Source organism: Mycolicibacterium parafortuitum (genome assembly GCF_002086815.1).
Lineage (GTDB): Bacteria > Actinomycetota > Actinomycetes > Mycobacteriales > Mycobacteriaceae > Mycobacterium > Mycobacterium parafortuitum.
In genome coordinates this window covers 12,774-25,991 of record NZ_MVID01000034.1, presented here as the reverse complement: position 1 = coordinate 25,991, position 13,218 = coordinate 12,774, and the positions used below count along the sequence as shown (strand labels likewise).

The 13,218-nt window shown below is 68.3% G+C and carries 11 protein-coding genes; 3 read left to right on the top strand and 8 right to left on the bottom strand.

The window, feature by feature from the left end:
* Positions 1-51: 51 nt before the first annotated feature.
* Together dapC and fdxA are read right to left on the bottom strand one after the other, a co-directional pair.
* Positions 52-1,215, bottom strand: a complete 1,164-nt coding sequence (gene dapC, locus BST38_RS25940) for a succinyldiaminopimelate transaminase (protein WP_220182576.1) — start codon at positions 1,213-1,215, stop codon at positions 52-54.
* Between the two features lie 27 nt (positions 1,216-1,242).
* The gene (gene fdxA, locus BST38_RS25935; RefSeq protein WP_083146372.1) at positions 1,243-1,566 is read right to left on the bottom strand and encodes a ferredoxin; all 324 of its coding nucleotides are present in this window, start codon (positions 1,564-1,566) and stop codon (positions 1,243-1,245) included.
* Between the two features lie 368 nt (positions 1,567-1,934).
* Here fdxA and BST38_RS25930 point away from each other — a divergent pair, with 368 nt between their 5' ends.
* On the top strand, positions 1,935-2,480 hold the full coding sequence (locus BST38_RS25930; protein ID WP_083146406.1) for a YceI family protein: 546 nt from the start codon (positions 1,935-1,937) through the stop codon (positions 2,478-2,480).
* Positions 2,481-2,484: 4 nt separating this feature from the next.
* Here BST38_RS25930 and BST38_RS25925 read toward each other — a convergent pair whose 3' ends face one another.
* From BST38_RS25925 to mshB, 4 genes are all read right to left on the bottom strand, one after another.
* Positions 2,485-3,393: a fumarylacetoacetate hydrolase family protein gene (locus BST38_RS25925; protein ID WP_083146371.1), complete on the bottom strand. Its 909-nt coding sequence runs from the start codon at positions 3,391-3,393 to the stop codon at positions 2,485-2,487.
* A 123-nt stretch (positions 3,394-3,516) separates the two neighbouring features.
* Positions 3,517-6,096 (bottom strand): bifunctional FO biosynthesis protein CofGH, encoded by a 2,580-nt coding sequence (locus BST38_RS25920; protein WP_083146370.1) that lies wholly within the window; start codon positions 6,094-6,096, stop codon positions 3,517-3,519.
* A gap of 28 nt (positions 6,097-6,124) precedes the next feature.
* Positions 6,125-6,637 carry a hypothetical protein gene (locus tag BST38_RS25915; protein ID WP_237160927.1) on the bottom strand — a complete coding sequence of 171 codons (513 nt, stop codon included), beginning with the start codon at positions 6,635-6,637 and terminating at the stop codon, positions 6,125-6,127.
* A 94-nt stretch (positions 6,638-6,731) separates the two neighbouring features.
* Positions 6,732-7,601, bottom strand: coding sequence for an N-acetyl-1-D-myo-inositol-2-amino-2-deoxy-alpha-D-glucopyranoside deacetylase (gene mshB, locus BST38_RS25910; protein WP_083146368.1), 870 nt, complete (start codon positions 7,599-7,601; stop codon positions 6,732-6,734).
* Positions 7,602-7,972: 371 nt separating this feature from the next.
* On the opposite strand from mshB, the gene BST38_RS25905 reads away from it, so the two are divergent.
* A complete protein-coding gene (locus BST38_RS25905; protein ID WP_133057267.1) occupies positions 7,973-9,124 on the top strand; it encodes a hypothetical protein in 1,152 nt (383 codons plus the stop codon).
* Positions 9,125-9,183: 59 nt separating this feature from the next.
* On the opposite strand, the gene BST38_RS25900 is transcribed toward BST38_RS25905, so the two are convergent.
* Together BST38_RS25900 and typA are read right to left on the bottom strand one after the other, a co-directional pair.
* A complete protein-coding gene (locus BST38_RS25900) occupies positions 9,184-11,031 on the bottom strand; it encodes an ABC transporter family substrate-binding protein (protein WP_083146366.1) in 1,848 nt (615 codons plus the stop codon).
* A gap of 38 nt (positions 11,032-11,069) precedes the next feature.
* Positions 11,070-12,977, bottom strand: coding sequence for a translational GTPase TypA (gene typA / locus BST38_RS25895; RefSeq protein WP_083146365.1), 1,908 nt, complete (start codon positions 12,975-12,977; stop codon positions 11,070-11,072).
* 55 nt (positions 12,978-13,032) lie between these two features.
* Here typA and BST38_RS29145 point away from each other — a divergent pair, with 55 nt between their 5' ends.
* Positions 13,033-13,200, top strand: a complete 168-nt coding sequence (locus tag BST38_RS29145) for a hypothetical protein (RefSeq protein WP_110781983.1) — start codon at positions 13,033-13,035, stop codon at positions 13,198-13,200.
* Positions 13,201-13,218: the final 18 nt, after the last annotated feature.

Below are 13,218 nucleotides of genomic sequence, written 5' to 3'. Positions count from 1 at the left end.
GCGCACGACCGCCCCCCTCGAAGAAGTGATCGAGCTGATACGAGCAACTGATCAGTGAACTTCTACCACGTCAATAACGCGCGGGGCGGGAGGCAAGCCCAATCGCTGCACGGCAGCGGCGATCCGCTCGTCCGTCGCCGTCAACGCCACCCTCACATGCTGCGCACCGCGCGGCCCGTAGAACTCCCCCGGCGCGACGAGGATGCCGCGCTGGGCCAGCCACGCGAGGGTGTCGCGGCACGGCTCGCCCCGCGTCACCCATAGGTAGAGACCCGCCTCGGAGTGGTCGACGGTGAACCCGGCGGCCTGCAGCGCGGGCAACAGCAGATCGCGGCGACGCTGATAGCGGGCCCGCTGCTCCTGCTCGTGGAGATCGTCGTCGAGCGCGGCGACCATCGCCGCCTGGATCGGAGTCGGCACCATCATCCCGGCGTGCTTGCGCACCGCGAGCAACTCGGCCACCACCGCGGGGTCACCCGCGACGAAACCGGCGCGGTAACCGGCCAGCGACGACGTCTTCGACAGGGAGTGCACGGCCAGCAGGCCGGTGTGGTCGCCCCCGCACACGTCGGGGTGCAGCACCGACAGCGGTGCGGCGTCCCAGCCGAGGCCGAGGTAGCACTCGTCGGACGCGATCAGCACACCGCGCTCACGCGCCCACTCCACGACCTTGCGCAGATGCTCGACACCGAGCACCTTGCCGGTCGGATTGCTCGGCGAGTTGATGTAGAGCAGGGCCGGGGCCGATGAGCCGCTGGCGCCAAGACCAGACAGCACCGACGGGCCGAGCTGGGTCAGCGAATCGGCGCGCACCACGGCGCTTCCGGACAACAACGCGCCGACCTCATAGGTCGGATAGGCCAGTTCGGGCACCACGACGGTGTCGGACGCGCCGAGGCCGAGCAGCGTCGGCAACCACGCGATCAGCTCCTTGGTGCCGATCACGGGCAGCACCGCGGCGGGGTCGACACCGGTGATCCCGTACCGGCGCCGCAGCGCCGCGACGGCGGACTCGCGCAGCGCCGGCGTGCCGTGGGTGGTCGGATAGCCGGGTGCGGAACTGGCCGCGGCCAGTGCCTCCCGGATCACCGGGGCGACAGGGTCGACCGGCGTCCCGACGGACAGGTCGACGATGCCGTCGGGATGTGCGCGGGCGGCGGCGGTGACGTCGGCCAGGGTGTCCCAGGGGAACACCGGCAACGACGCCGACCTCAGCCGCCGGCGGGCGAACTCAGCCGTAGCTCAGTCCTCACCCTGGGGCGGCAGGTCCTTGATGACCTGCGGGTCGTTGTCGGTCTGGCCCACCTTGGACGCACCGCCGGGCGATCCGAGCTCGGTGAAGAAGTCCGCGTTGCTCTGGGTGTAGCTGCTCCACTGATCCGGGACGTCGTCCTCGTAGTAGATGGCCTCCACCGGGCACACCGGCTCACAGGCACCGCAGTCCACGCATTCATCCGGGTGGATGTACAGCATGCGAGCGCCCTCATAGATGCAGTCGACCGGGCATTCCTCGATGCACGCCTTGTCCTTGACGTCGACGCAGGGCTCGGCAATGACGTACGTCACGTACTTCTCCTCAAGTCCTCTCGAACTACCTGTCCAGTGGGCTGCTGCAGGCAGGACCGCGCTGGCCCCGCAACCAATCCCAGCAAGTATCCCTGCCGTGATTCGGAGGCGCGGGTCAGTGTGCCCTAACTTCCGCGCAAACCCGGGTTAGGGGTTGCGCATGGTTACAGATACTAAACGTCTCACATACCCCTCGCCTAGTCTCCGCGAGCGCGCGTGTCTGCCCGTCGACCCGCCACAGAATCCGGACTTCCGCGCGCGCTCGCCGCCGCCGCCCGGCCGTCGGGGAATTAATTCGGACCACGGTCCGTTTACCTCGGATGACTCCGTCGCCATCCGTCGACGGTCCGTTCCCGAAGGAGACGCTCATGACCACCGCCACCACCGCACTGCCCACCGGAACCTGGGCGCTCGACCCCATCCACTCCTCGGTCAACTTCTGGGTGCGCCACCTCATGGTGAGCAAGGTCCGGGGCACCTTCGACGAGTTCTCCGGCGCGATCACCGTCGCCGAGGACGGCACCCCGTCGGTACGCGCCGAGATCGCCGTCGACTCGGTCAACACGCGCAACGAGCAGCGCGACGCCCACCTCAAGAACGCGGACTTCTTCGACGTCGAGAACCACCCGACCGCGACATTCGTCTCCACCGCGGTGCGCCGGGACGGCGACAACTACATCCTCGACGGCGATTTCACCCTCAAGGGCGTCACCAAGCCCGTCTCGCTGGCGCTGGAGTTCAACGGTGTCAACCCCGGCATGGGCCACGGCGAGGTCGCCGGCTTCGAAGCCTCGGTCGTGTTGAACCGCAAGGACTTCGGCATCGACTTCGACGCTCCGCTGGAGACCGGCGGCACGGTCGTCGGCGACAAGGTCACCGTCACCCTCGAGATCGAGGCACTCAAGCAGGCGTAAGCGGTCAGGTTGCGATCTGGTGGCTGACCTCGCCGATCTGGTCGATGGTCAGCACTAGATGGTCACCGGGCCGCAACCAGTGCCCGGTCTCCATTCCGCTGCCGCCGGGCAGTGTGCCGGTCGCGAAAAGCTCACCGGGATAAAGTCTCTCGTCCCGGGAGGTGTGTGCGAGCACCTCACCGATCGGCCACTGCGGACCGGCGCTGGACACTGTGCCCACGGTGGTCCCGTTGATCGTGACCGACCCCGTCAGGCTCTCGACGCGCGGCAGGATCTCGTCGGCGGTCACGGCGACCGCCGACATCGACGACGCGAAATGCTTGGCCTTCTGCGGACCGAGTCCCGTCACCATCTCGGCGCGCTGGACGTCGCGGGCGCTGAAATCGTTGACCACGACGAAGGCCCCGATCGCCTCGAGCGCTTCCTGCGGCGTCGCGTTGAACAGCGGTGACTTGAGCACGAATCCGAGTTCCAGCTCGTAGTCCAGCGCCGCCGTGTACGACGGGAACTCCATCGGCGTCCCACTCGGCACGAAGCTCAGGTGGTTGGACATGTAATAGATGGGCTGGCGGTAGAACAACGGCTTGGGCCTGAACGCGGGGAACGTCCGGCCGGACACCTTTTCGAACGCCCGCGCGACCGGGGCCGCCGCCGGCATGAACCGCGCCACCAGTCCACGCGCCGCGTCGACGGCGTGTCTCTCATAGAGCATGAAATCGCGGAACGACACCGGCTGGAACGGCAGGCACTGACCGGAGACGTCCCAGTGATGTTGCGCGACAGCGACTTCCCAGTCACTGTTGAAGGTCGCGCCGACCAGCGAGGTGGCCTCGGGCGCCCCAGCCCAGGACCCATCCTGCTGCAGCACCTCGACCTGCAGCCCGTCGTCGGTGAGGACCCGTCGCAGTTTCATACCTCTGTCCTACCAGCCCGGCGGGGACTGAGGGGCATGCTTAGGACCCGCGAGCGTGCGCAAAGTTTGCCGCTGCAACGGCGTGTCGGCCGCAGACACGCACGCTCGGCCAGGGAACCGGAACTACGCAGCCAGGGGGGTGTAGTCCGTCGAGCGCTGCCGGGCCGGGCGGCCGATGCCCTCGGCGATCGCGACCAACTCCGCGACGGTCTTGGCCGAGCCGTTCTCCGAACCGGCCATCCGGGAGATGGTTTCCTCCATCAGCGTGCCGCCGAGGTCGTTGGCACCGCCGTTGAGCATCACCTGGGTGCGCTCGGTGCCGAGCTTGACCCAACTGGTCTGAATGTTGGAGATCCTGCCGTGCAACATGATCCGGGCCAGTGCGTGCACCGCGCGGTTGTCGCGGTGCGTCGGTCCCGGACGCGCGCCGCCGGCCAGATACAGCGGGCTGGACTGATGCACGAACGGCAGCGGCACGAACTCGGTGAATCCGCCGGTACGGTCCTGGATGCCGCGCAGCACGTTCAGGTGCCCCACCCAGTGCCGTGGCGTGTCGACGTGGCCGTACATCATGGTCGAGCTCGACCGCAGCCCCACCTCGTGTGCGGTGGTGACGACCTCGATCCACATCGATGTCGGCAGCTTGCCCTTGGTCAGCACCCAGCGCACCTCGTCGTCGAGGATCTCGGCGGCCGTGCCGGGGATGGTGTCCAGGCCGGCCTCGCGCAGCGCGGTCAGCCATTCGCGGATCGAGGTGCCGCTGCGGGTGACGCCGTTGGCGATCTCCATCGGCGAGAAGGCGTGCACGTGCATCGACGGCACCCGCTTCTTGACCGCCCGCACCAGATCGGCGTAACCGGTGACCGGCAACTCGGGGTCGATGCCGCCTTGCATGCACACCTCGGTGGCCCCGGCGACGTGTGCCTCCCAGGCCCGGTCGGCCACCTCGTCGGTCGACAGCGAGTAGGCGTCGGCGTCTCCCTTGCGCTGCGCGAACGCGCAGAACCGGCAGCCGGTGTAGCAGATGTTGGTGAAGTTGATGTTGCGGTTGACGACGAACGTGACGTCCTCGCCGACGACGTCACGGCGCAGCGAATCCGCCAGCGCGGTAACGGCTTCCAGCGCCGGACCGTCGGCGGTGGCCAACGCCAGGTACTCGTCGTCCGAGCATCCGGCCGGGTCACGCTCGGCGGAGCGCAACGCGGCCAGCACATCGGTGTCGATGCGTTCGGGTGCCCGCGCGGCGAGTTCTTCGACCTTGGCCCGGATCGACTCCCAGTCCCCGAACGCCGACCCCAGGTCCGACCGGGTCTCGGTGCGCCTGCCCTCAGTGTCGATCGCCGCATGCAGATCGGTGCGGCCCAGCGACTCGGTGGCCTCGTCGGGTTCCTGCCACGGGCGCCCGACCGGGTTCACGTCCCGCGCGAGCCCGGTGTCCGGATCGGCCAGCGCCGCCACATGTCCCATCACCCGCGGGTCGATCCACGCCGCACCGGCGGTCACGTACTGCGGTTGCGCGGTCAGCCGCTGCACCAGGTCGTAGCCGGCCTCGGCGGTCACCGCGGCCAATTCGTCGAGGGCGGGCCACGGCCGTTCCGGGTTGACGTGGTCGGGGGTCAGCGGGGAGACCCCACCCCAGTCGTCCACGCCGGCACCGATCAGCGCCAGGCACTCCTCCCGCGAGACGAGGTTCGGCGGCGCCTGGATGCGCACCTTGGGCCCCATCACCAACCGCGTCACCGCGATCGTGGCGAGGAAGTCCTCCAGCCCGGCATCGGGCGTCGATGCCATCGCCGTATGGTCCTTGGCCCGGAAGTTCTGCACGATGACTTCCTGGACGTGGCCGAACTCCTTGTGCGAGCGGCGGATCGCGTGCACGGTCTCGGCCCGCTCGGCCAGCGTCTCACCGATGCCGACGAGCAGCCCGGTGGTGAACGGAATCGACAGCCGGCCGGCGTCGTCCAGTGTGCGCAGCCGCACCTCGGGGTCCTTGTCGGGGCTGCCGTAGTGCGCCTCCCCCTTGGTCTCGAACAACCGGCGCGACGTGGTCTCCAGCATCATGCCCATCGACGGAGCGACCGGCTTGAGCCGGGACAGCTCCGACCACGACATGACGCCCGGGTTCAGGTGCGGCAGCAGCCCGGTCTCTTCGAGCACGCGGATCGCCATCGCCCGCACGTAGTCCAGCGTCGAGTCGTAGCCGCGTTCGTCGAGCCACTGCCTGGCTTCATCCCACCGGGCCTCGGGCCGGTCACCGAGGGTGAACAACGCTTCCTTACAGCCCAATTCGGCGCCACGGCGGGCCACGTCGAGGATCTCGTCGGGCTCCATGAACATGCCCTTGCCCTCGGCCCGCAACCGGCCGGGCACGGTGACGAACGTGCAGTAGTGGCATGTGTCGCGGCACAGATGGGTGACCGGGATGAAGACCTTGCGTGAATAACTGACCGGCAGCCGGCCGGAGGGGCCGCGGCGCCCGGCCGCTTCCAGGCCCGCGTCGCGCACTCGTGCCGCAGAAGCGCACAGATCGGTGAGGTCGTTGCCGCGCGCGGTCATCGCGATCGCGGCCTCGTCGACGTTCAGAGCCACCCCGTCGCGCGCTCGCCGGAGCACACGACGCATCGCGGCCGCGCTGGGCGCGGCAGGCTTCGGGGGAACGACCGGGCTGGGCAGATCAGCGCCGCGTTGGGTGTTCAGAGCCACTTCCCTGTAACCCCGGCGTTGTCGCGGATCATCCACGCGTCTCACTATCTGAAACAGAATGTGCCCGTCCGCGTGACATAGCAGCCACAGTAGTCACCTCGGCCTGAGTCGCCGACCCGGGAGGGCGCATCAGCAGCCAGGCTCCGGGCAGCCCACCGAGCGCGACCAGGAGCACCGGCCCGAACTCCATGACGCCGGTGCCGCCGAACACGATGTCGTCGCCGGGCCCGAAGGACATCAGCACCAGCACGGTCGCCAACCAGGCCCACAGCGGTACGGCGGCCAATCGCGGCGACGTCGTCCACCGCAGCGCGACCCAGACCAGCGCGGCGTTGAGGACACCGCTGAGCAGCGCACTGATCGGGAACGGCACGACGCCGATGCGCAAGGGAAGGAAGAAGACAGCCATCAACGCCGAGAGCACGCCGTCGAGGCCGAGCAGGATCCACAGCATGATCCGATACCGGTCTGGGGCCGGTGCGACCGGCGTTGTCAGGTCGGGATGCTGTCGAGCAGCGACACGAGTGAGCCGACGACCCATTGATAGTTGTCGAGCCGGTCCTGCCAGTGCTGCAGGTTGGGATCCAGATCCGGGTCCATGTGCTGCCTTCCGTGCGCGGTCGGTTGCGGGCAGCTTACCCGCTGGACCCCTGGCCGAGGGGTAGTCCGGCCAGCAGATCCCTTTCCCAGCCGCGCTCATCGCGGTCGCCGGCGTGCCCCCGCACGCGCACGTAGTACTCGGTCGAGTCGACCGGGAGGGCAATGTTGTTCGACAGCGCGAAGCAGTGCCCGCCCGGCGCGACGGTGATCTGGGTTTCGTGCGCCCGCATCGCCGCGACGCGCGCAGCGGTGTGTGCTGAAACGTCCAGCGCCGCATGGATGTCCTCGTCGCCGAAGCCGAGCAGCGGCAGGTCGTCCGGCGACAGCGTCACCCACCCGTCCGGCACGTCGCGCAGGCCGGCCAGCCCAGAAGCCAGCGCCGAGGCCGCTGTCACCGTCCAATAGAACTTCGGCACGGTCCAAGTGGCGGCGTCGACGGCCGCGGTGGTCAGCCGGTGGGTGTGGATGTGATCGGGGTGGCCGTATCCGCCGTTCGGGTCATAGGTGACCACGACGTGCGGACGCAGGTCGTCGATCACGGCGGCCAACACGGCGGTCTGTTCGGCGAAGTCGCCGTCGACGAACCGCTGGCGGTGCCGGGCCGGGGTGCCTTCCATACCGGAATCGCGCCATCGGCCTGCTCCGCCGAGGTAGCGGGGACGGTCAACACCCAGCGCGGTGAGCGCGGCCGTCAGCTCCCCGATCCGGTATCCGCCGAGCTGATCGGCCTGATCGACGGCCAACTGCGCCCAGCGTTCACCGATCACCTCGCCCTCTTCTCCGAGCGTGCAGGTGATGACGTGGACGTCGGCACCGCGGGCGGTGTAGTGCGCGATGGACCCGCCGGTGGTCAGGGTCTCGTCGTCGGGATGGGCGTGGACGAAGAGCAGTCGCGGGGTCTCCATTCCGTCCAGCTTGCCGTATGTCCGACCCCGGCAAACTATCGGATATCCACTGAGCGAAATCGGCTGTACATCCGCCCGAAGAATATTCAGCCGCCAAACATTTGTTCCAAACGCAACAATTTCAATTGACGTCGATGTAAGTTGCGCGGTGTCCCACCTCACAGCCCATATCTGAAAGGGATCACTACATGGACATCACGGTTAGGCCGTATCTCACCGCGGGGGTAGCCCTCGTCGGAGCCAGTGCGATCGCGATCGCTCCAGCTATCACCCCGACACCAGCCCCATGGACGGCCGCCGCGCCTACCGTTTCTTCGCAGGCGGTCGATCTGTCCGCGGCGGTGAATCCGATCACGGCCTGGGCACAGGTTGTGGCAGCAGCAGCCGAGAACCTGAACGGGATCGGCGATGCTTGGCTGGCCAACCCGGCGCCGTTCCTGCGGCAGTCGCTCGCCAATGCGCTCGGATACGGCGAAACGGCGATCGGCGCCGGCGTGGGCGTGGTCGAGGGCACGCTCAACTACCTCAGCTTCAGCAACGAGGACGGGTTGTGGGGCCAGTTGGGACTCGCCGCCGAGCAGATCCTGCAAGGCGAGATCTCGACCGGCTTCAACACGCTGATGAACGCATTCCTCGTCGGCCCGCTGATCAACATCGGATTGCCGATCTTCGCCTCGGGACTGTTGGAGATCCCCACCAAGATCGCACAGAACGTCAGCAACGTGGTCCAGACGTTCTTCAGCCTTGAGGTCTTGATTCCGCTTGCCTTCGGCGTCCTGACGCCGATGGCCGGCGCGTTGTCCGCCACCGGCGACTCCCTGCAGGCATCGTTCGATGCTCTGGTCGAGGGCAGGCTGGTCGACGCGGTCATTTCATTGGTCAACCTCCCCGCCGCGGTCGTCGGTGCGGTCCTCAACGGATACACCAACTCAGACGACACGTGGCTGGCCGGGTTGTTCTCGTTCAACGAGGATCCGAACCAGGGCGGGCTGCTGCAGGCACTGCTGGTGACACTGCCGAGCGCGCTCGCCGCGGCCATCGCCCCGGAGGGCGCGGAGGAGTCCGCACGGGCGTACTCCTCCGTTGCGGGCCCATCGGACATCAACCTCGGCTCGGGCGATCTGATCCCGGTGACCGAGGTGTCCAACGGTGAGCCGGACGGATCCGCCGCGGTCGTTACGGAAACGACCGAGGAGACCACCGAGGACGCGACAGAAGACACGGTCGAGGACGCGACCGAGGACACCGTCGAAGACACGGTCGAGGACACCGTCGACGAGACCACGGACCTGGTCGAGGACGTCGAAGACGACGTGGCGCTCGACGAGGACGAGCTCGACTCGGTCGAGGACGACACCGATTCGGTCGAGGACGACACCGACGGCAGCGACTCCGCTGACGACGCCGCTTCTGACGACGCAGCTTCTGACGACGACGCCGATTCCGGCGACGCGTCCGATTCGGGGAGCTCGGCGGACTCCGGCAGCGATTCCGACAGCGGATCGTCCGGCGGCGACGAGTAACCCTCCCGCGTACCGGTAGGCCCCCGCACCCCCCGCGGGGGCCTACCTCGTCTGCGGGGCTATTTCGGCAGTTTGACCCACGCGCCGGCGTCGCCGACGATGCCGACCGGCACGGCCCCGGTGAGGCTGACGTTCTGCACGCTCGGGCCCGCCGCGACGATGGTGGTGTCCTGCAGGATCGGCAGCACCGTCGACATCTCCCACAGCTTCGGCTCGACCTCGTCGATGACCTCGGCGATATCGGCTGTCCCCCGCAGCGCGGCATCGATCCTCGGCTGGATCGCCCGGTCGCAGATGCCGGTGATGTTGCTCGGCGCCTGCACGAGCTGACCCGTCTCCGGAGGCGGGCCCGGCGCGGTGGTCGCGGTGGCGGTAGTCGGCGGTGGGGTGGCCTCCGGCGGATCGGACGGCTCCGGGGGTGGTGTCGGCGCGCCGGTGGTCGGGACGGCGGTCGCCTCCAGCGCGGGGCAGCCGTAGCGCGACGCCAACGACGTCGCCAGATCGCCGCCGGCCGGATGCCATCCCACCACCGCGTCGACGGTGTTGTTGACCAGCGCCTCGCCGTAGAGCGTCACCGGGTCGAGCGCGGACACCGATGCGTCGATCCCGACGTTGCGCAGCTGGTCGGCCGCGGTGTTCGCGACGGCCACCGATGTCGGGTCGTTGGCCGCGACGCCGAGCACCAGACGCAGCGGTTCACCGTCCTTGACGACGCGCCCGCGGCTGATCTCCGGCGGCGCGGGCGACTCCCCCGGTTCGATCTCGTACCCGGCTTCGGCGAGGAGGGCGATCGCGTCCTCACGGGACATCGCCGGCGGCGCGGTCGGTACGTATCCGGGATCCGATGGGGACCGCACCTGCGCCTGCGCCAGCGTCACGGTGTTGTCGTCTCCGGCGCCGACAGCGGCGAGCAGGTCGACGTCGAGCAGGCCGAGGATCGCTTTGCGTACCTGCCAGTCGGCCAGGGCGGGCTGCTGGGCCCGCAACGTCAGGTGCATGACGCGCGGTGTGACGATCCGCGCGGTACGCACGTCGGGGATCGCCGACAGCTGCGCGAACACCGCCGAGCCGCCGTGCACCTGCGCCACCTGGGTGTCGCCGTTGCGGATCGAGTCGGCGAGCGCGGCCGGCGCCCCACCGCGGCGGAACAGGATCAGGTCGGGAGACGCGGGCACGCCCCAGTAGCGGTCGTTGCGGGCCAGCAGGATCTCGTCGCGCTGCGGATCGATGGTGTCGACCCGGAACTGGCCGCCGGTCACCGGCAACGCCTGCGTCAACCCGGCCGCGAAACCACCGGGGACGTCTTTGACGATGTGGGCGGGCAGGATGTCGTTGAACAGTTCACGCCAGGCCGGGTACGGCTGGGCGAAGGTGACCACGGCGGTCTTGCCACCCTCGACCGACTGGACCCCGGTGATCAGGTCGTAGCCGGCCGGGTCGACGGCACCGGGCTGACTCACCATCTGGCGCCACAGATACCAGTAGTCATCGGCGCCGATCGGCGCGTTGTCGGTCCACTGCGCCTCGGGCCGGATCTTGTAGGTCACCGTGAACGGCTCCTGGCTGGTCACCTCCGCCGACTCCAGCAGCGAGGTGTCCATTTCCCACCGCGAGCCGGTCGGGGTCTGCGAATCCGGGACCGGCCGGAACGAACTCGGCAGTACCAGCGCGCTGATCGCGGCGTTCACCGGCGACTGGTCAGACAGCAGGTGCGAGTTGAAGCCGGGGCCGATCGAGTCGATCGCGACGATGATCTGCGTCGCCTTCATCGGCGGCGGGGGCGTGGACTCGGTCGTGTCGGTGCTCTGCGGGGCCGGCGGCGGGCTCACCGTACAGCCCGTGACCAGGGCAAACGTCATGCCGATCGCGCTGATGCCGGCGCTGACGCGGCGCAGGGTCGTCGGCATGCTCTACAGGGTAACCAGGGCGTACACGCCCACCGGGGTCAGTTGTTGGCCTGCGCTTTCGCCCGCGCCTTGGCTCGCGCGCGCAGCGATGCGGTCAGTTCGACCTTGCGCACGCGCACGATCTCGGGGGTCACCTCGACGCATTCATCCTCCGCGCAGAACTCCATCGCCTTCTCCAGGTCGAGTTCCAGCGGCCGGGCCAGCGTCTCCATCACGTCGGCTGTGGAGGACCGCATGTTGGTCAGCTTCTTCTCCCGGGTGATGTTGATGTCGAGATCCTCGGCGCGCGGGTTGATGCCGACGACCTGACCCTCGTAGGTCTCCTGCCCGGGTTCGACGAAGAACTGCCCACGGTCGGCGAGCTGGATCATCGCGAACGGGGTGATCTGGCCGCTGCGATCGGACACCAGCGACCCGCTGTGGCGGGCGCGGATCTCCCCTGCCCACGGCCGGTAGCCCTCGAACACCGCGTTGGCGATGCCGGTGCCGCGGGTCAGCGTCAGGAAGTCGGTGCGGAATCCGATCAGGCCGCGGCTGGGCACGATGAAGTCCATCCGCACCCATCCGGCGGCGTGGTTGGTCATCTCCTCCATGCGGCCCTTGCGGGCGGCCATCAGCTGGGTGATGGCGCCGACGAACTCCTCGGGGCAGTCGATCGTCATGGCTTCGAACGGCTCGTGCAGCTTGCCGTCGATGGTCCGCGTGACCACCTGCGGCTTGCCGACGGTGAGCTCGAAGCCCTCCCGGCGCATCTGCTCGACGAGCACGGCCAGCGCGAGCTCGCCGCGGCCCTGCACCTCCCAGGCGTCCGGGCGGCCGATGTCGACGACCTTGATCGACACGTTGCCGACGAGCTCGGAATCCAGCCGGTTCTTGACCATGCGCGCGGTCAGCTTGTGACCGGAGACCTTGCCCGCCAACGGCGAGGTGTTGGTGCCGACGGTCACCGAGATCGCGGGCTCGTCGACGGTGATGCGCGGCAGCGCGTGCGCGTGGTCGGGGTCGGCGAGGGTGTCGCCGATCATGATCTCGGGCATGCCGGCCACCGCGACGATGTCGCCGGCGTACGCCTCGTCGGTCGCGGTGCGTTCGACGCCCACCGTGACGAGCAATTCGGTGATCTTGGCGTTGGTGATGACCGGGTGGCCGTCGACCTCCCGCATCCACGCGACCTGCTGGCCTTTCTTGATGCGGCCCTTGTAGATACGGATCAGCGCGAGACGGCCCAGGAACGCCGACGCGTCGAGGTTGGTGACCAGTGCCTGCAGCGGCGCGTCCGGGTCGCCCTGCGGCGGCGGGATGTACTTGAGCAGCACGTCGAACAGCGGGTCGAGGTTCTCCCCGTCCGGGTTCTCACCGTTGGGCGGCTGAGTCGTGCTGGCGATGCCGGCTCGTCCCGACGCGTACAGGGTGGGCAGGTCGAGCGCCTTCTCGGCGGCCGCCTGGGCCTCCTCATCGAGATCGGAGGCGACATCGAGCAGCAGGTCGTGGCTCTCCTCGACGACCTCGGCGATGCGGGCGTCGGGGCGGTCGGTCTTGTTGACCACCAGGATCACCGGCAGGTGCGCGGCCAGGGCCTTACGCAACACGAACCGGGTCTGCGGCAGCGGCCCCTCGGACGCGTCGACGAGCAGCACCACACCGTCGACCATCGACAGGCCGCGTTCGACCTCGCCACCGAAGTCGGCGTGGCCGGGGGTGTCGATGACGTTGATCACCGTGACGGTTCCGTCCGGGTGCGTCCGGTGTACGGCGGTGTTCTTGGCCAGGATGGTGATTCCTTTTTCCTTCTCCAGGTCACCGGAATCCATCAGGCGTTCGATCTCGTCGTCACCGCGGTGGCTCAGGGCACCGGATTGACGCAGCATCGCGTCGACCAGAGTGGTTTTGCCATGGTCAACGTGGGCCACAATGGCGACGTTGCGAAAATCCGGGCGTGCAGTCACGTGCCGATTGTCGCAGTGCACTGCACTGATCACGAAAACGAGAGATTCCCGTCACTTGAAAGCCAAGAAGCTTGCCGGCCTCAAGCCGAAGAAGAAGTGCTGCCGCAGCAAGCCCCGGTGCAAGCGCTGCCCGCTGGTGATCCACAAGGTGCACAAGGCCGAACTCAACGGAATCCGCGGCAAGGATCTGACCAAGGTCTACCAGCGAGCCAGGAAGGCTTGAGCCGTTTTTCAGCAGGTC

Excerpts from the sequence above, each read along its gene's own strand:
- BST38_RS25930 (WP_083146406.1), top strand. The coding sequence starts at position 1,935 with ATGACCACCGCCACCACCGCACTGCCCACCGGAACCTGGGCGCTCGAC.
- BST38_RS25925 (WP_083146371.1), bottom strand. The coding sequence starts at position 3,393 with ATGAAACTGCGACGGGTCCTCACCGACGACGGGCTGCAGGTCGAGGTG.
- BST38_RS25915 (WP_237160927.1), bottom strand. The coding sequence starts at position 6,637 with ATGGGTCGTCGGCTCACTCGTGTCGCTGCTCGACAGCATCCCGACCTG.
- mshB (WP_083146368.1), bottom strand. The coding sequence starts at position 7,601 with ATGGAGACCCCGCGACTGCTCTTCGTCCACGCCCATCCCGACGACGAG.
- BST38_RS25900 (WP_083146366.1), bottom strand. The coding sequence starts at position 11,031 with ATGCCGACGACCCTGCGCCGCGTCAGCGCCGGCATCAGCGCGATCGGC.